General features: G+C 63.6%; 14 protein-coding genes. 8 read left to right on the top strand and 6 right to left on the bottom strand.

The annotated features are described in order from the left end of the window. Window positions 1-30 precede the first annotated feature (30 nt). The 6 genes from HUV48_RS00860 (at window position 31) to HUV48_RS00885 (ending at window position 5,776) form a co-directional block, all read left to right on the top strand. On the top strand, window positions 31-822 hold the full coding sequence (locus HUV48_RS00860) for an alpha/beta fold hydrolase (protein ID WP_318656022.1): 792 nt from the start codon (window positions 31-33) through the stop codon (window positions 820-822). A gap of 84 nt (window positions 823-906) precedes the next feature. Beyond that, window positions 907-2,334 (top strand): circularly permuted type 2 ATP-grasp protein, encoded by a 1,428-nt coding sequence (locus tag HUV48_RS00865; RefSeq protein ID WP_176265892.1) that lies wholly within the window; start codon window positions 907-909, stop codon window positions 2,332-2,334. Between the two features lie 34 nt (window positions 2,335-2,368). Continuing rightward, entirely contained in the window at window positions 2,369-3,313 is a 945-nt protein-coding gene (locus HUV48_RS00870; protein WP_176265893.1) for an alpha-E domain-containing protein, read from the top strand. A 21-nt stretch (window positions 3,314-3,334) separates the two neighbouring features. Further along, window positions 3,335-4,150 carry a transglutaminase family protein gene (locus HUV48_RS00875; RefSeq protein WP_176265894.1) on the top strand — a complete coding sequence of 272 codons (816 nt, stop codon included), beginning with the start codon at window positions 3,335-3,337 and terminating at the stop codon, window positions 4,148-4,150. Between the two features lie 81 nt (window positions 4,151-4,231). Further along, window positions 4,232-4,984: a proteasome-type protease gene (locus tag HUV48_RS00880; RefSeq protein ID WP_176265895.1), complete on the top strand. Its 753-nt coding sequence runs from the start codon at window positions 4,232-4,234 to the stop codon at window positions 4,982-4,984. Window positions 4,985-5,134: 150 nt separating this feature from the next. After that, window positions 5,135-5,776, top strand: coding sequence for a response regulator transcription factor (locus HUV48_RS00885; RefSeq protein ID WP_176265896.1), 642 nt, complete (start codon window positions 5,135-5,137; stop codon window positions 5,774-5,776). Between the two features lie 4 nt (window positions 5,777-5,780). Here the strand turns inward: HUV48_RS00885 and HUV48_RS00890 are convergent, their stop codons facing one another. The 3 genes from HUV48_RS00890 to putP are packed head-to-tail and all read right to left on the bottom strand — an operon-like array spanning window position 5,781 to window position 9,806. Continuing rightward, window positions 5,781-6,467 carry an extensin-like domain-containing protein gene (locus HUV48_RS00890; protein WP_225871470.1) on the bottom strand — a complete coding sequence of 229 codons (687 nt, stop codon included), beginning with the start codon at window positions 6,465-6,467 and terminating at the stop codon, window positions 5,781-5,783. 60 nt (window positions 6,468-6,527) lie between these two features. Next, complete coding sequence (gene ggt / locus HUV48_RS00895) at window positions 6,528-8,327, bottom strand: gamma-glutamyltransferase (RefSeq protein ID WP_176265897.1); 1,800 nt, start codon at window positions 8,325-8,327, stop codon at window positions 6,528-6,530. Between the two features lie 9 nt (window positions 8,328-8,336). Beyond that, entirely contained in the window at window positions 8,337-9,806 is a 1,470-nt protein-coding gene (gene putP / locus HUV48_RS00900) for a sodium/proline symporter PutP (protein ID WP_176265898.1), read from the bottom strand. A gap of 105 nt (window positions 9,807-9,911) precedes the next feature. Here putP and HUV48_RS00905 point away from each other — a divergent pair, with 105 nt between their 5' ends. After that, window positions 9,912-10,670 (top strand): ZIP family transporter, encoded by a 759-nt coding sequence (locus HUV48_RS00905; RefSeq protein WP_176265899.1) that lies wholly within the window; start codon window positions 9,912-9,914, stop codon window positions 10,668-10,670. 7 nt (window positions 10,671-10,677) lie between these two features. Here the strand turns inward: HUV48_RS00905 and typA are convergent, their stop codons facing one another. Further along, window positions 10,678-12,516, bottom strand: a complete 1,839-nt coding sequence (gene typA / locus HUV48_RS00910; protein WP_176265900.1) for a translational GTPase TypA — start codon at window positions 12,514-12,516, stop codon at window positions 10,678-10,680. A 284-nt stretch (window positions 12,517-12,800) separates the two neighbouring features. Between typA and HUV48_RS00915 the strand changes: the two genes are divergently transcribed. Further along, the gene (locus HUV48_RS00915) at window positions 12,801-15,482 is read left to right on the top strand and encodes a TonB-dependent receptor (RefSeq protein WP_176265901.1); all 2,682 of its coding nucleotides are present in this window, start codon (window positions 12,801-12,803) and stop codon (window positions 15,480-15,482) included. A 70-nt stretch (window positions 15,483-15,552) separates the two neighbouring features. Here HUV48_RS00915 and HUV48_RS00920 read toward each other — a convergent pair whose 3' ends face one another. Both HUV48_RS00920 and HUV48_RS00925 read right to left on the bottom strand, forming a co-directional pair. Continuing rightward, on the bottom strand, window positions 15,553-18,075 hold the full coding sequence (locus tag HUV48_RS00920) for an ABC transporter permease (RefSeq protein ID WP_176265902.1): 2,523 nt from the start codon (window positions 18,073-18,075) through the stop codon (window positions 15,553-15,555). Then, window positions 18,072-18,761 (bottom strand): ABC transporter ATP-binding protein, encoded by a 690-nt coding sequence (locus tag HUV48_RS00925; protein ID WP_176265903.1) that lies wholly within the window; start codon window positions 18,759-18,761, stop codon window positions 18,072-18,074. Before HUV48_RS00925 ends, HUV48_RS00920 begins: the two co-directional genes overlap by 4 nt. Window positions 18,762-18,772: the final 11 nt, after the last annotated feature.

Below are 18,772 nucleotides of genomic sequence, written 5' to 3' on the forward strand. Positions count from 1 at the left end.
TTCACGGTCCGTTCAATAGGCCGTACCTAAATGGCCGTTATGACCGATGGCGCACAATCCGGGGGTTCGGGCGAGGGGCAGACAGGCTCGGGCGCGATCGCCGAACTCACGCGCCGCGTGGCGCTGGCCCGCGAACCGGCTGTGACCGACGCGAAGGGACCGCGGCGCCGCCTGTTCGCGGCTGAGCTTTCGCACCTACTCGAACCGATTAAGCGCCCCTTCCGCTCGATCAGGGTCACGCCGGCGCAGCAGCCGAAGATGGTCATGCTGCTGCCCGGCTTCGCCACCCATCCGGTGCGGATGAAATACATGGCGCAGCAGCTCGAGAAGGCGGGGCACGAGGTCAAGCGCTGGGGTCTCGGCTTCAACTGGGGCGCGACGACGGAAAAGCTCGAAGCCGTCGAGAAGCGGCTCGTCGCGATCCATGAGGACCGCGGCTGTTCCGTCGTTTTGGTCGGCTGGAGCCTCGGCGGTCTGTTCGCCCGCGAACTTGCGAAGCGGCATCCCGAGGCGGTCGAGAAGGTCATCACGCTCGGAACGCCGTTCTCGGGCGACATGCGCGCCAACAACGCATGGCGCATCTATCAGGCGGTCGCCGGCTACAGCATCGACAATCCGCCGGTCGAAAGCGCGATCGCCGAAAAACCTCCTGTCCCCACCATCGCCATCTGGAGCCCGCGCGACGGGGTGATCTCGCCGCGCTCGGCCTGCGGCAAACCGCACGAGCGCGACCGCGCCATTGCTCTACGCTGCTCGCATATCGGCTTCGTGCAGACAAAGGAGTCCATCGAAGCCGTTCTCGGGGAACTGGACGCGCGATAAACCTTTATTGATCTGAGGGGACCGCGTCCGCTTGCGGCGCAATTGCACACCGAACGCGGCGAACTATCCACAATGCGGGGGCACATGAACGAATCCAGCGAGAACTTCGATGAAATGCAAGCTGGGGACGGCACGGTTCGCAAGGCGTACGAGGACTACAATACCTGGTATCAGGCGCAGGACGCGCGCTTCCTGAAGCGCAAGCACAAGGACGCCGAACATAGCTTCCGGCGCACCGGAATTACCTTCAACGTCTACGGTGAGGACGAGGCGGAAGAGCGGCTCATCCCCTTCGACATGGTTCCGCGCATCATCGATGCGAACGAATGGCGCAAGGTCAGCCGCGGGATCGAGCAACGGGTGAGCGCGCTCAACGCCTTCATGCACGATCTCTATCACCGGCAGGAAATCGTTCGTGCAGGACGTCTGCCCGAAAGCATCCTGCGCAATAACGATGCCTGGCTGCCGCACATGGTCGGCTTCACCCCGCCGGGCGGCGTCTATACGCACATAGTCGGCATCGATCTGGTGCGCACCGGTCCGGACGAGTTCTTCGTGCTGGAAGACAATGCGCGCACCCCGTCGGGCGTATCCTACATGCTCGAAAACCGCGAAACCATGATGCAGATGTTTCCGGAGCTGTTCATGCAGGTGGGCATCGAGGAGGTGTCGAACTACCCGCGCCGTCTCGCGAAGAGCCTGGCGGCCTGCGCGCCGAAGATGACCGAGGGCCGGCCGACCGTCGCCGTTCTGACGCCCGGTATCTACAACAGCGCCTATTTCGAGCATGCCTTCCTCGCCGACCAGATGGGTGCAGAACTGGTCGAGGGAACGGATTTGCGGGTCGTCGATGGCCGCGTCGCGATGCGGACCACGCATGGCTACAAGCCGGTCGACGTGATCTACCGGCGGGTGGATGACGAATATCTCGATCCGCTTACCTTCAATCCCGACAGCGTCCTCGGCGTGCCGGGCATCATGGACGTGTACCGCTCCGGCGGCATTACGATCGCCAACGCGCCGGGCACCGGCGTCGCCGACGACAAGGCGATCTATTCCTTCATGCCGGAAATCGTCGAATTCTATACCGGCGAGAAGCCGCTGCTCCCCAATGTCCAGACGTTCCGCTGCAGCGAAGAGGAAGACCGCAAATACGTGCTCGACAACCTCGAAGAACTGGTGGTGAAAGAAGTTCACGGTTCGGGCGGCTACGGAATGTTGATCGGCCCCGCGGCAACCAGGGCGGAGATCGAGGAGTTTCGCAAGAAGCTCGAAGCGAAGCCCGACGGCTACATCGCGCAGCCCACCCTGTCGCTGTCGACCTGCCCGATCTTCACCAAGAAGGGGCTTGCGCCGCGGCATGTAGACCTCCGTCCCTTCGTGCTCGTCTCGCCCGACAATATCGAAATCACGCCCGGCGGCCTGACGCGCGTGGCGCTCAAGAAGGGCTCGCTCGTCGTTAACTCCAGCCAGGGGGGTGGCACCAAGGATACCTGGGTGCTGAAGGACTGATGCGGATACGGCAAACCATTTTCGGAGGCGCTTCATGCTAGGCCGCACGGCGAACGGATTGTTCTGGATGTTCCGCTATCTCGAGCGGGCCGTAAACATGGCCCGGCTACTCGATGCAGGTCTGCGCATCGCATTGACGCGCGACATCGTGAGCGCGGAAGACGAGTGGCGTTCGGTCATCGCGGCCGCCGGCCAGCGCGAAGCGTTCGAGCAGAAGCACGGAACCTACACCGGGATGCAGGCGTGGAACTTCATTCTGCGCGACCGCGACAACCCGGCCTCGATCATCAACATGTTCGAACAGACGCGGACGAACGCCCGCCTCGCCCGTAACGCCATCAGCAGCGAGCTGTGGGAAGCGATCAACGACAACTGGATGCAGATCAGCGCGATCATGGCGAAGCCGGTCGGGCAAGGCAGCGTCAACGAAGCGGTGACGCTGATCCGAAGTGCCGGTACGCTTGCGCATGGCGCCATGCTCGGCACGATGCTGCGCGACGAAGGCTTTCATTTCGCGCGCGCGGGCACTTACGTCGAGCGGGCGGACAGCATCGCTCGCATTCTCGACATCAAGTATTACCTCCTGCTTCCCTCGCTCTCTTACGTCGGGTCGAGCCTCGATACGGGCCAGTGGGACCAGGTATTACGTTCCGTTTCGGGCGACCGTGCGTACCGATCGCTCCATGCAGGTCAGGTCGATGCGCGCGGTATCGTCGAATTCCTTGTTCTGGACGACCGATTCCCGCGCAGTCTCGCGTTCTGCCATTCGGCGCTGCGCGACGAATTGTCTGCGCTGGCGCGCCTCCACGGCAGCGAGGGCGAGAGCAATGCCTTGATGCGGCGGGCCGACACGCGCCTCTCGGACCTCACGATCGAGGATGTCTTCGACCAAGGGCTGCACGAATTTCTCATCGAGTTCGCTGGAACCAATGCCGCGATCGGCCAAGCCATCGCCAGCGATTACCGTTTCCTTTCCTAAGCAAACCGTCAGGCTAGACCCATGCGCCTCTCCATCCGCCACACGACCCGCTACCAGTTCGACGATCCGGTCGTTCATGCGCTGCAACGCCTGCGCCTGACGCCAAAGACGACGCAGGGGCAGGAAATCCTCGACTGGAAGATGGACTACACGCACGCGCACGAGGAACTGCACTACGAGGACCAGCACCATAACCCGACCGTTCTCGTCGCGGTGGAAGAAGGGGCACAGGAAGTCGTCGTCGAGTGCCGCGGCATGGTCGACACGCAGGACAATGCCGGTGTGATCGGCCGCCATTCCGGCCACCTGCCGCTTTGGAGCTTCCTCGGTCAGACGCGGCTCACTAGGCCGGGCGACAAGATCAGCGCGATGGTAGAGGAAGCAGCGCGCGACAGCAGCGATACGGTCGGGCAATTGCACGCATTGTCCTCGAAAATCCGCGACCGGGTCGAATACAAGGTCGGCTCGACCAAGGTCGATACGAGCGCCGAGCAGGCCATGGGATCGGCCGCCGGTGTGTGCCAAGATCACGCGCATATCTTTATCGGAGCCGCGCGGATGAGGGGCGTGCCTGCCCGCTACGTCAGCGGCTACCTCATGATGAACGACCGGATCGAGCAGGAAGCGACGCACGCCTGGGCCGAAGCCTTCGTCGAGGGACTCGGCTGGGTCGGGTTCGACATTTCGAACGGTATCAGTCCCGACGAACGTTACGTTCGCGTGGCGACCGGACGCGACTACCGCGATGCGGCACCGATCACGGGCATCAGTTTCGGCTCTTCCGCACAGCATCTTCATGTGGACGTGGCGGTTGAACAGCAGCAGATTGAACAATAAGCCCGCACTATTGCTTGAAGGCGCTGCGCAGAGGCGCACAGCCACACGGGAGAAGCGGCCGGTAGCCGCCAAAGGACGATAATGACATATTGCGTGGGAATGATGATCGAGCGCGGCCTCGTGCTGATGAGCGATACGCGGACCAATTCGGGCGTCGACAATATCTCCGTCTTTCGCAAGATGTTTCACTGGTGCGTGCCGGGCGAGCGGATTATCACGGTGATGACGGCAGGCAATCTGGCGACCACGCAGGCGGTCGTGAGCCAACTGGAAGAGCGGACGAAAACACCCGACCAGCGCGATAATTCCCTGAAGAGCGCGCCGACCATGTTTCAGGTCGCGACCGAGATCGGCAAGCTGCTGCGCACCACCGTCAGCGAGCGGCAGGAAGCGAACAACATGCGCTCCAAGTTCACCGCTTCGATCATCGTCGCCGGACAGATCAGGGGAATGGAGCCGCGCCTTTTTATGGTCTACCCTGAAGGCAACTTCATCGAGGCAGGACTGGAGACGCCGTTCTTCCAAATCGGAGAGACGAAGTACGGGCGGCCGATCATCATTCGCGGGTACGACCGCGAAATGAGCCTCGAGGACGCGGTGAAGCTGTTGATGGTATCGTTCGATTCGACCCTGAAGGCGAACCTTTCGGTCGGGCTTCCGCTCGATCTGATGGTAATCAAGCGCGATGCATTCAAGCCTTCGTTCGAGCGGCGGATCATGCACGACGATCCCTATTTCAACGCGATCTCGACCGGTTGGGGCGAGGCGCTGAAAGCGGCGTTCCATTCGTTGCCCGACTACAGCTTCTACCAGCCGAACGAGGACGTGCGCTGAGCTTCGTGAGAAATAGCGCATGTGCGGAGCGTGAAATTAACCGTTAGAAAGAGCGGGTTCTCCCGGGTTTTCGGTTCACGCGTCAAGATACATCCAGAATGGATCTTTCTCGCGGTGACAACGCGCTGCGTCAGCGGCACTTCTCTGCGGATGGCACAGACGAAGAACGAAACAGCCCGCCCCGCACTCCACGTCATCGACGGCTGCAGCCGCCGGCGCGCCGCATTTGCGCGTGCAGGAATGAACGCAGGCTACCATGTGGAGGTCTACGCCTCGCTGACCGAACTGCTGGCAAGGCCTCCGCAGGCCGGGATCGTCTTCCTGCACGACGCGCAATCCGACGGCGGTATCGCGGCGCTCGGGACGGGTCTGGGCGCACACGGCATCTGGCTACCTGCGGTCGTGTATGCGCAAGAAGTGGAGCCGGCACGCATCGTGTCCGCAATCCGGGGCGGGGCGGTCGACTATCTTGCCTACCCGATCTCGTCAGAGCGCCTCGTCACGGTGGTAGCCGAGGCGGAGGCCGAAGCCGTGCGATTGGGCGAAGCGCGCCGGAAGCTTCTGACCGCGCGGCGCAGGCTCATGGACCTGTCCGAGCGCGAACGTGAAGTACTGGAATGGCTTGCCGCGGGATGCAGTAACAAGGGGATTGCCCGCGAACTTCGCATCAGCCCGAGAACCGTCGAGATTCACCGCTCGAAAATGCTGGCCAAACTTGGCGCGGCCCATTCGGCAGAAGCAGTCCGTTTGCGACTGGAGGCGGACCTTCTGCCCTCGCTGGTAATGGTTTGAAACTTCAGCGGCAGAAGGCGTTGCCGCTCATTTCGAGGTGCAGATGGTCGCGGTGCGCAGCGTTGTATTCGGGGCCGAGCACGGTTCCGAAGCGCTTGCAGGCGCTGTCGTGCACGATGCGCAGAAAGCGCCGCTCTTCTGACGAACCCTCGTGCCAGTCGTCCTTCACGCTGATCCGCCGCCCGTCGGTCAGCACGAAGGCGGCCACGTCGATGGCATTGGCGCGCGAATGGGCGGACCGGCGGGAAGAGCCGGCCACGTTCCGGCAGGAGTAGCTGCCGAAGGTCTCGATTTGTGCGAGCCCGTTTCCGAGGATCTGGCGCGCCGCCCGGTCGACGCCGAAGCGGGCCCAGCCGATGGCCTTGTCGGCTAACGGGCAGGTCACCGGCCCAAGGTTCGTCAAAGCGATACGTGCCGCGTCTCCGGCCACGCCGTCGAGCTGGACCACGCCGCGCTGCTCGCACCCGGCGCCGAAATCGCGGTCGGGTAGCAGCCGGAAGGTCGAGCCGGTCTGCGCAAGATCGGCGAGGCATATGCGCGTCTCCGCCGACTGTACGGATGCCTGCGCAGCGCTGCCCGGTCGCTGCGTAACCCGCTCTTCCTGCCGCGCACACCCGGCCAGCAAACCCGCCACAACCGCCACAGCGAGGGCGCTACGTAGCATGGGCAGGAAGAGAGGCATTCTCAGCATGGCCCCGCGTTCTAACTACCCGCTCCGACCTTCCGCAAGTGAGGCCGTACGCAAAGCGAGCTAATATCCGCTCGCTTGCCCGTCTTTCCGCATCTCGGTCGCGCCCGTGTAAACGCCGCTCTCGGGGTCGCGAGCGATGGCCTGATAGCCGCCGAACATGATGCCGTTGTCGACCACCTCGACCTTGTGACCCATGGCCTTGAGCCGCGCGACGGTATCCGCTGGGATACCCGGCTCGACGTACAGCGTGCCGAGCGGATCGGTTGTCTCGCCGAGCAAGGGATCGGTCGGCTGCCTCCCGCCGTCGTGATTGAGGCGTGCCGCATCGCCCGCTTCCTGCAGGTTCATACCGTAATCGACGATATTGACGAGCACTTGGACGTGACCCTGCGGCTGCATCCCTCCGCCCATCAGGCCAAAACTCATCCACGGCTTGCCATCCTTTTTGACGAACGCGGGAATAATCGTGTGGAAAGGCCTCTTGCCGGGCTCGTAGGCATTGGGGTGTTCGGCATCGAGCGAGTAAAGCTCGCCCCGATCCTGGAACATGAAGCCGAGACCTGTCGGCACCAGACCCGATCCCATCCCGCGGTAGTTCGATTGGATGAGACTCACCATCATGCCGTCCTTGTCGGCGACGGTCAGGTAGGTCGTGTCACCTTCGCCTTCGATCTGCGGAGCGCCGTGCGCCACGTCGGGCGCAGCGCGCTGCGGATCGATCATGGAAAAACGCTGCCGGCCATACTCGTCGGAGAGTAACTCGGTAGGGAAGGGGGTGAAGTCGGGGTCGGCGTAGAAGCGCGCGAGGTCCGCGAAGGCGAGCCGCTTCGCCTCCGTGATGTAATGAAGAACTTCCGGACTGCCGCGGTCCCACTGCGACAGGTCGACGTTCTTGAGGATGTTCACCATCTGAAGTGCCGCGAAGCCCTGTCCGTTAGGCGGCAATTCGCACAGCTCGTAACCCTTCTTGTAGGTCACGCAGGTCGGCTCCGCCCATTGGCTTTCGTGCGCGGCAAAATCCTCGAGCGTAAAGGCGCTTCCCTGCTCGCGCAGGTAGTCGACCATGGTGCGGGCCAGTTCTCCCTCGTAGAAAGCGTCACGGCCTTCGCGGCCAAGCGTTTCGAGCGTGTCAGCGAGATCGGGGTTCTTGAAGATCTCGCCCGCTTCCGGCGCGCCATCCGCGAAATAGGTCGCGCGGGCATTGCCGAAGTCGCCGATCATGTCCTGCCGGCGCTCGAAGGACGCGAGCGACCGATCGAGATACATCGCAATCACCGGCGCGATGGGATGCCCCTCGCGCGCATAGGTAACCGTTGGTGCGAGGATTTGCGCCATGTCCATCTTGCCGAAGCGGTCGTGCATGGTGAACCACGCATCTACCGTGCCGGGAATGGTGATTGGCAGAGCACCGAGCGGCGGGATCGAAGTCGCGTCCGGACCGAGCTTCTCCTGAAGCTGCGCCAGGGTCTGTCCGCGCGGACTGCGTCCCGAACCGTTAATTCCGTGCAGCTGGTTCGTTTTCGGGTCGTAGATGATCGCGAACAGGTCGCCGCCGATGCCGTTGCCGGTCGGCTCCATCAACCCGAGTGCCGCATTCGCCGCGATCGCCGCATCGACCGCGTTTCCGCCCGCCTTGAGGATGTCAATCGCGACCTGAGTGGCGAGCGGATGGGCGGTGGCGGCCATCCCGTGCTCGACAATGACGGGGCTGCGCGACCAGTCTTTGCCGATGGGGCGGCCGCCCGCTCCGATCGTGTCGGCGATGCCGACTTCCGCATCCTCTGTGGGTAATGTATCCTGAGCGGAGACGGGTAGGGCGGTCGATGTCAGCAGGAGCGTGGCAGCGGCGAACAGTCGCATATGATTTCCTTAAGCGGGGACAGTTTCCCTCGAAGCGTAGGTCATCTTGCTGACGATAACAATCGCCGCCCACGCCGCGATGAAACCGGGAATGATCTCGTAGATACCTTCGCCGCCGAGGAAAGCGCCGTTCCAGCCGAGCGCGATCCACGCCATGACTACGGCGGCGCCAGTAACCAGACCGGCGAGCGCGCCCGAACCGGTCATCCTGTTCCACGTCAGCGACAGGATTATGAGCGGGCCGAAGGCCGCGCCGAAGCCGGCCCAGGCGTTGCTGACGAGACCGAGAACCTCGCTGTCCGGATCGAAGGCAATGACGATCGCTGCCAAAGCGACGAGCGCGACGCATACGCGCCCGACGTTCACCGCCTCGGGCTCGCTCGCGTTCTTGCGCAGGAACAGGCGGTAGAAATCTTCGGTCAGCGAACTCGACGAAACGAGCAGTTGCGAACTGATCGTGCTCATGATCGCGGCCAGCAGTGCGGCGAACAGGAAGCCGGTGATGAGCGGATGGAACAGCAGGTCGGACAGGACGATGAAGATCGTCTCCGGGTCCTCGACCACCAGCCCGTTGCGCTCGACATAGGCACGGCCCGCGATGCCGACACCGACCGCGCCGAGCAGGGCGACCCCCATCCAGGTCATGCCGATGTTGCGCGCAGTCTTAACCGCCGCGACGCTCTTCACGGCCATGAAGCGCACGATGATGTGCGGCTGCCCGAAATAGCCGAGGCCCCACGTGACGGCCGAAAAAAAGCCGATGACCGTCAGCCCCTCGGTAAAGCTCAGAAAACCGGGCACGGGCACTTCGGTTAGCGATCCGCCCGCGCTTCCACCTTCGCCGAACATGACGACCAGCGGCATGAGGACCAGCGCTACGACCATGATGCACCCCTGGACGAAGTCGGTGAGACTGACGGCGAGGAACCCGCCGACCATCGTGTAGGCGAGGACGACGCCAGCAGTGATCCAGAGACCGGCGAAATACGGATCGGCGCCGGGAATAAGGTCCGCAAATGCGGTCTGGAACAGTTTTCCGCCGCCCACGAGACCTGCTGCAGTGTAGACGGTAAAGAAGGCGACGATGACGATGGCGCTGACTACACGAAGCGCGATCGCCTTATCCGGAAAACGGTTGGCGAGAAATTCGGGAATGGTAAGCGCATTGCCGTAGCTCACGGTCTGCTCGCGCAGCCGCGGCGCGACGATGATCCAGTTGAGGAATGCGCCGACAAACAGGCCGATGCCGATCCACGCGCTGACGAGCCCGGTCGCGAACAAGGCGCCGGGCAGGCCCAGCAACAGCCAGCCCGACATGTCCGAAGCGCCTGCGGAAAGCGCGGCCACAGCGGGCGGCAGATTGCGTCCGCCCAAAAGATAGCCTTCGCTGTCTTCGGTGGATTTGCGCCATGCGTAGAGGCCGATTGCGATCATGGCCGCAAAATACAGGGCCAGCGAAATGAGTGTTCCCGTCTGCATGGTGCGCGCTCATAACGGCAAGCGCGCGAAAACCCAAATGGGTGCTAACATGCATCAGGCGGGCGGGCCTTTGCTATCGCGCCGGGCTTCTGCAAGGAGGGGCGAATGGGGCAGGAACCGATTTCGATCTGGGTGACCGGTGCAATGGCGATCAGCTTCGCGCTGGTGCATATCGGGATCGGCCAGTTGCGGTTCCTGGACAAGACACCGCGGAGCCGCTGGCTATCCTTCGCGGGCGGCGTCGCCGTCGCTTACGTTTTCCTTCACATCCTGCCCGAACTGGCCGCGCATGGAGCCACGTTTTCGCGTGCCATCGGCCTCGATGAAAGTATGGCAGAGAGCGCGGTTTACTCGCTCGCGCTAATCGGTCTTGTCCTGTTCTACGGCACGGAACAGCTGCTGTCCGCCTCCAAATCGAAGCAGGAGGCCAAGGGCGCGAAGAAACGCGCGGGTACGGGCGAGTTCTGGATCCACATCGCCAGTTCAGCGCTGCTGATCGCGATCATCGCCTATCTGCTCAATCACCGAGAGGATTACGGAGCGATCAGCCTCGCGGTCTACTTCGTCGCGATGATCCTGCATTTCACGACTGCCGATTACGGCACGCGGAGCGACCACCCGGAGCTGTACGACGATTACGGCCGATGGGTGCTCGCCGCGGCCACGCTCGGAGGGTGGCTGGTCGGCGAGCTCGTCGAACTGCCGCAGATCGCGATCGGCGGACTGTTCGCGTTCGTCGGCGGCGGGATCGTACTGGTCGTGCTGAAGGAAGAACTGCCCGAGGAGCGGCAGAGCGCATTCATTCCCTTCTTCGGCGGGGCAGTGCTTTATGCCGCCCTCGTGATCGGGGAAACCGCGCTCTAGCCGCCGGTTACATGGCGTCCGACTTACGCTGCGCCTTCTTGCGCTCGTGCGGATCGAGGATCGCCTTGCGCAGCCGCACCGACTGCGGCGTGACTTCGACCATTTCGTCGTCGTCGATGTAGGCGATCGCCTGTTCCAGCGTCATCACGCGGGGCGTGGTCAGGCGGATGGCGTCGTCCTTGCCTGTCGAGCGGAAGTTCGTCAGCTGCTTCGACTTCATCGGATTGACTTCGAGATCCTGCGGCTTCGCATTCTCGCCGATGATCATGCCTTCGTAGACCTTCGCCTGGCTGCCGATGAAAAGCTCACCGCGCTCTTCGAGCGCGTTAAGCGCATAGGCGACCGCTTCGCCCGACGTGTTCGAGATCAGCACGCCGTTCTGCCGGCCTTCGATCGGACCCTTGTAAGCATCGTATTTCTCGAACAGGCGGTTCATGATGCCCGTGCCGCGCGTGTCGGACAGGAACTCGCCGTGATAGCCGATCAGACCCCGGCTCGGCGCGGAGAAGGTCACGCGCGTCTTGCCCGCGCCGCTGGGGCGCATATCGGTCAGTTCAGCCTTCCGGCGCTGCATCTTTTCCACGACCGTGCCGCTGTAGTCGTCGTCGACATCGATCACGACAGTCTCGAACGGCTCTTGCCGCTGGCCGTTCTCTTCACGCAGCAGAACGCGCGGACGCGAAATGCCGAGTTCGAAGCCTTCGCGGCGCATCGTCTCGATCAGGACGCCGAGCTGCAATTCGCCGCGGCCGGCGACTTCGAAGCTGTCCTTGTCGGCCGATTCGGTCACACGGATCGCGACGTTGGTTTCTGCTTCGCGGTTGAGGCGGTCGCGGATCATGCGGCTCGTCACCTTGTCACCCTCGCGCCCGGCGAGCGGGCTGTCGTTGACCGAGAAACGCATGGCGAGCGTCGGCGGATCGATCGGCTGTGCAGCGATGGGCTCGCTTACCGAGGGATCGGCGATGGTGTTGGCGACGGTCGCCTTTTCAAGGCCGGCAAGCGCGATGATGTCGCCTGCCTTGGCGCTTTCCACCGGCACGCGCTCGAGCCCGTCGAAGGACATGAGCTTGGTTGCGCGGCCCGCTTCCACGACCTTTCCGTCCGCGTCGAGCGCGTGGATCGGATCGTTGATCTTGATCGTGCCCGACTGCACGCGGCCGGTCAGCACGCGGCCCATGAAATTGTCGCGGTCGAGCAGGGTCGCGAGGAACGAGAACGGGCCGCTGGGGTCGAGATCGGGCGAAGGCACGTGATCGACGATCAGCTTGAAGAGCGGCTCCAGCGAACCTTCCCGCGTATCGGGGCTCTCGCTCGCATAACCGTCGCGGCCCGAGGCGTAGAGGACCGGAAAGTCGAGCTGCTCGTCATTCGCATCCAGCGCAACGAACAGGTCGAACACTTCGTCCAGCACTTCGGTCGCACGCGCATCGGGACGGTCGATCTTGTTGACGACCACGATCGGGCGCAGGCCGAGCGCGAGCGCCTTGCCGGTCACGAACTTGGTCTGCGGCATCGGACCTTCGGCAGCATCGACGAGCAGGATGACCCCGTCCACCATGCTGAGGATGCGTTCGACCTCCGCGCCGAAGTCGGCGTGACCCGGCGTATCGACGATGTTGATGCGCACGTCGCCCTTGGCGCTGCCGTGCCATTCGACGCTGGTGCATTTGGCGAGGATGGTGATGCCGCGCTCTTTTTCGAGATCGCCGGAGTCCATCGCACGCTCGTCCACCCGCTGGTTTTCGCGAAAGGTGCCGGACTGGCGGAACAGCTGGTCGACAAGAGTGGTTTTGCCGTGATCGACGTGGGCGATGATTGCGACATTGCGCAAGTTGAGGGACATGAACTCGTTCTTTCGCTGGAATTGGTGCGGCCATCGCACCACGCGCGGGTCTGACGCCTGCGCATATCGGCGCTGCCCCTAGCGCCGCGAAGCCGTTGGGGCAACCGATTTGACGGGCTTACGTCGGCTCGGGCGCGGTGTGGCGCTTCGGCAACATCGCTTCAGGACGGTGCATACGGCCGCGCAAGTAACTTGAGCGAAGGATTTCCTGCGATATGACTGCACGAATACAGTTAGCCGGCCATTAGAGAAGCGGCTTCTGTCTTGGAGAGGAACACTTGCCGATGAAATTCAGTCCCCACGTCCGCATTGTATCCAATCGCGCCGCCTATCTGGCAGGTGCGGCTGCGCTCGGCCTCGCCTTTCCGGCTGCAGCGTCTGCGCAGCAAGGTGCGGAGCCGCAGACCGAAACCGATGCGGACGAACTGGTTCTCGAAACCGAGCAGGGCGAACTTGCTCCGCGCGAGAATGTCATCATCGTGACCGCATCCAAGCGCGAGACGACGCTGCAGGAAACGCCCATCTCGGTTTCCGTCACCTCCGGCGAGACGATCGAGCAGGCGCAGATCCGCGACATCGCGGACTTGCAGACGGTCGCCCCTTCGCTGCGCGTGAGCACGCTGCAAAGCTCTGCCAACACCAACTTCGTCATTCGCGGTTTCGGCAACGGCGCGAACAATGCCGGTATCGAACCCTCCGTCGGCGTCTTCATCGACAACGTCTACCGCTCACGCTCCGCCGCGCAGATCGGCGACCTTGCGAACGTGCAGCGGATCGAAGTGCTGCGCGGACCGCAGTCGACCCTGTTCGGCAAAAATGCGAGCGCGGGCGTCATCTCCATCATTACGCGCGAGCCTCAGTTCGAGTTCGGCGGCAGCGTTTCTGCCACTTACGGCAATTACGACCAGATCGTCCTCAAGGGCGATGTCACCGGACCCATCACCGACAGCGTCGCCTTCTCGGTCGATGGTACGCTGAACAAGCGCGACGGCTATGTCGAGGTCGTCAATCTCGACGAAACCATCAACGAGCGGGACCGCTACTCCCTGCGCGGGCAGCTCCTGTTCGACAATGGCGGCGCCCTTCGTCTGCGCGCAATCGGCGACTATTCCAAGATCGACGAGCTGTGCTGCTACGCCGGCAATCTCGTCGCCGGTCCGACCGTTCCGCTTATCTTCGCGGTCGGTGGCGCGATCCAGCCTGAAGACCTGTTCTCCGACCGCACGTTTCTCAACGTGCTGCCGGAGAACGAGATCGAGAACTACGGCGGATCGCTGCAGGCCGATCTGGAGCTTGGTGCGCTCCAGCTGACGTCGATCACTGCGTACCGCGAGCTGAGCTCGTTCCAGCAGCAGGACGTCGACTTTTCCAGCGCCGACATCGTCAACGAACTCCGCGACCAGTCGATTGACACCTTCACGCAGGAAGTGCGGCTGACGTCCGACTTCGACGGACCGCTGAACTTCCTGCTTGGCGGTTACTACTTCAAGGAAGACATCGTACAAGACAGCGGCCTCACCAATGGCGAAGACGGACGACTGTTCTTCGACCTGCTGGCGGGGGCTGGAACACCCGGCACGCTGGGCGGCATCGAAGGGCTGTTTGGCTTCGAGCCGGGTTCCATCTTCGAACAGGGGCCGTCCACTTTCGAGTTTTTCACGCTCGATAACGAGAGCTATTCGATCTTCGGTACGGTCGATTTCGAACTGACCGACCGGCTGACCCTGACGGGCGGCTTCAACTATACCGACGACAAGAAGGATTTCACGCTCGAGCAGCAGTCGCTCGATCCGCTGGCGAACGTCAGCCTCGTCGATGCGTTCATTTCCCAGGCGTTGGGAACGCGGGACCCGGCACAGATCGGTGCCTTTGCTGCGGCAAATCCGGCCCAGTTCCAACAGATCGCACTGCTGGCGACGAACCCGGCATCGAACCCGCTGCTCGCCCTTCGGCCATTGCAGTTCCTGCCGCCGTTCCTGAACGTGCCGAACGCGGTCGAGCCGGGCCAGACGCGCGACGACAACTTCAGCTACACCCTGCGCGCCGCTTACGACGTCACGGACAACATCAATACCTATTTCAGCTACGCGACCGGTTTCAAGGCATCGTCCGTAAACCTGTCGCGCGATTCGCGGCCGCTGCCCGGCGATTTCACGCCGTACCCGCTATCGACCGGTGCTCCTTCGGGCAGCGTCATCCTTCCGCTGATCCTCGGACCGAGTTCTCCGATCACGGACGCCGGCTTGCTCGTACCCAACCTCACTACCGGAACGCGTTTTGCCGGACCGGAAGAGGCAGAAGTGTACGAGTTCGGCCTCAAGGCGCAGTTCGACCGGTTCGGGTTCAACCTCGCGCTGTTCGATCAGACGCTCGAAGGGTTCCAGTCGAACATCTTTACCGGAACGGGCTTTGCGCTCGCCAATGCCGGTTCGCAGTCCAGCCGCGGGTTCGAACTCGATGCCACGGTGAACCCGACCGATCCGCTGGTTCTCACATTCGCGATGACCTACCTCGATGCCGTCTACGACAGCTTCGTCAATTCGGCGGTCGGCGATCTGACCGGGACACGTCCGGGCAACGTGCCAGAGTTCTCGATCTCGACCTCGGCGGCTTATACGCATGAGTTCGGTGCGAGCGGTAATGCGCTCATCGCGCGTGTCGATTACAGCCACGAAAGCAACCGGCAGCTCATCGAAGGGCTCCCCGACCGGATCGACTTCACGCTGCCCGATCCGTTCCTGCCCGCACGAGAGGCGGCAGAGCCGTTCCGCAGCGAGACGAACCTCGTCAACGCTTCGCTGACCTTCGCGATGGAGAACGGCCTTGAAGTCGGCGTATGGGCGCGCAATTTGCTCGACGACCGCTTCATTACGCAGATATTCCCCGGCGTTGCGCAGACGGGCACGGTTTCGGGTTACCCGAACCAGCCGCGCACCTACGGCGGTACGGTTCGCTTCAACTTCTGACGGTTCCTTAATTCGTCACGGGAGGGGGCTGCTTCGGCGGCCCCTTTTCGTTTCGGGCTTCGTTGCTTCGTTAAAGTGCGCGGAGTGCCTGCGCCGGCTTCGTCCGCAGCAGCGGCAGTGAACCGAGAAGCGCAAACGCCATAACCACCGCCAGTCCGCCGCCGAGCACAGCTAGAACCTCGAGCCAGTCGGGAAGCCAGTCGAACTCGAACAGCTGCGTCACGACCAGCCAGGCAAGCACGCTGCCTAGCGCCAGTGCCACGAAGGCGAGGACGCCGGTCAGAATACCGTATTCGATGGCCTGCATCGCGAAGATCTGCCGCCGGTCCGCCCCAAGCACGCGCATGACGACGGTGTCGTAAGTGCGGGCAGCGCGCGCCGCTGCGATCGCGCCGAGCAGCACGGCCAGCCCGGCGAGCACCGCGACGGAGGCGGCGGCAAGCGTCGCGAGCCCGACCTGACTCAGGATCGTGCGCGCCTGCACGAGCACCTGTCCGATTTCGATGACCGAGGACGACGGGAAGTTCTGCACCAAGTCGCGCAGCAGCGGCGCGGTTTCGCTGCCTTCGTCCAGCTCGATCGTGGCGGAAAAATTATGCGGAGCGTCTTCCAGGGCATTGGGGGAGAAAACGAAAACATTGTTGAAACCCATCGAGTCCCAGTCGATGCGTCGCAGGTTCGCGACCCGGGCGGTGCGCTCGACCCCCAGAACCGCGACGGTCAGGTAGTCCCCGACTTCGAGGCCCGTCGCTTCGGCGAGCTCTTCGTCGATCGACACGAGCGGCTCGCCTGCATGGTCCGCATCCCACCAGCTTCCGCTGACGACTGTGTTGCCCTCAGGAACGCCCGCGGAGTAAGTGAGCCCGCGCTCGCCCCGTAGCGCCCACGCGCCATCGGGCAGGTCCTCCAGATCGGAAACCTGAGTCATGTCGCCGCGCGGTCCGTAGGCGATTACGGCTCCGCGAAGCGAGGGAGCGGTGCGGATCGCGGCGCCGGGTTCACGTGCACCGACAAGGGCTTCAAATGCACCAAGCCGGTCCTTGGGGATGTCGAGGACGAAGTAATCGGGTGCTTCGCGGGGCACGCGCTGCTGGATATTGCCGTCGATGCTCGACTGGATCGCGGCGAGCAGGACGAAAGCCGAAAGTCCGAAGCCGAGAGCGGTGACCAGCGCGCCGGTGCTGCTTCCGGGGCGGTAGAGGTTGGCAAGCGCGTTGCGCAGGATCGGATTGTTCGCGCGGGGCAGACGGCGTGCGCTCTCGCGGATTGCAAAGCCGAGCAGCGCGAGAAAGCCGAGCGCGGCTGCGGCTCCGGTGAGGAAGCCGGCGGTCAGGAGCGGGCGGCTGGCAGAGAGCAGCGCCAGCGCAGTGATCGCAGCCAGTCCGCCGAGCACCCATTTGAGCGCGGTCCGGTCGCGGGCCATCGTTCCAGTGCGCGAGCGCATGATCGCCATCGCCGGGTACTGCCGCGCGCGCAGCAGCGGCGGGGCGGCGAAGACGAGCGCGACGAGCAGCCCGTAGGCAAGCGCGGTGAGCAGCGATAGCGGGTCGATTACGAACCCGGTCTCGACCGGCAGCAAGCCCTTTAATGCCTGCGCCAGGATCGGCGTCGTCGCGACCCCGACTGCAAGTCCAGCGAGGCTTCCCGCAAACGCCGCCGCGCCGATCTGCAGCGCGTAGATGCGTACTATATCCTGTGACGTCGCGCCCAGTATCTTGAGCGTGGCGATGCTCTGCCGCCGCGCCTCGAGGTAGGAGGTGACGCCGCCGCCGATACCGATCCCGGCGATGACGAGCGCGGCGAGGCCGACCAGCGTCAGGAATTCGCTCATCCGTCCGATGAACCGGTCCGCACCCGGCGCGGCATTGTCGCGCGTGCGGTACTCGAAGCCGCTGGTGGGAAAGCGGTCCTGCAGGGTCTCCGTCACCTCTTCGGGATCGGTTCCGGGGTCAGCGAAGGCGATCCGGTACTTGCTGCGAAACTGCGATCCTACCGCGGTCAGTCCGGCGCTCGCCGGAAAGCCCTGCGCGACGATGACGGTTGGGCCGAGCTGAAACCCTTCGCCGAGACGGTCGGGCTCGGTTTCGATGATCCCCCCGACAGTCAGGTCCTCGGTACCGATGCGGATGGTATCGCCGTCCGACACGTCCAGCCGGTCCGCCGCCCCCTGCGACAGCCATGCGCTGCCGCTCGGAGGTGCTCCGACCGAACGACCGTCGGCGAGAGTGAAAGTGCCGTAAAGGGGGTAGTTCGCATCGACCGATTTCAATTCGATCGGCGCGGTGTTGCCGCCCGCCTGCGCCACCGCTTGTAGCCGCGCTCCGCCCGAAACCGTGCCGAGCGCCGAGAGCGCCGCGCGTTCTTCCTCGCTCAAATCGCGCTGCCATACGCTGAGCTGGATATCGCCGCCGAGCAGTTCCTGCCCGCGGCCTTCAAGTTCGCCTTCGATTGCGGCGGTCAGCGTTCCGATCGCCGCGAGCGCTCCGGTTCCGAGGAACAGGCACACCAACAGCAGGCGCAGCCCGCGGAACCGGGCATTGAGGTCGCGGCGGGCGATCCGCCACGCGTCGCTCCAGGATAGACGCTCGCTCACGCCGGAACGCCTGCCCCGGCGGTGTCGCTCGCAATATTGCCGTCTTCGAGCGTGATGACCCGCTCGCAGTGCTTGGCGAGTTCTGGATCGTGCGTGATGATCAGCATGGTTGCACCGGTTTCCGCGCGCCGGGCGAACAGCAAGCGGACGATCTCTTCGCCAGTAGTGTGGTCTAGATTACCCGTCGGCTCGTCGGCAAAAATGAGGTCGGGGCGGGGCGCTGTGGCGCGCGCAATGGCGACGCGCTGCTGCTCTCCGCCCGAAAGCTGCGGTGGGTAATGGCCGAGCCGGTGCCCGAGGCCGACCGCTTCAAGTTCGGCCTGCGCCCGGGCGCGCACATCCGACATGCCGGCGAGTTCCATCGGCGTTGCGACATTCTCCAGCGCGGTCATGGTCGGCAGCAGGTGAAAAGCCTGCAGGACGATGCCGATCCGGCCGCGGCGCGCGCGGGCCAGTGCGTCTTCGTCCATCGCGGCGAAATCGCGTCCCGTGACGGTGAGGCTACCGCCGCTCGCGCGTTCGAGACCGGAGAGCACCGCCATCAGCGAGCTCTTCCCCGATCCCGAGGGGCCGAGCAGCGCGACGGTCTCGCCTTGCGCAATATCGAGATCGATCCCGCGCAGGATGTCGACCGGTGCGGCCTGGGTTCCGAGGGTCAGGGTGAGGTTGCGGGCGGCGATTGCCATTTGTGACTTTT

It is taken from the genome of Qipengyuania atrilutea (assembly GCF_013370205.1).
Taxonomy (GTDB): domain Bacteria; phylum Pseudomonadota; class Alphaproteobacteria; order Sphingomonadales; family Sphingomonadaceae; genus Actirhodobacter; species Actirhodobacter atriluteus.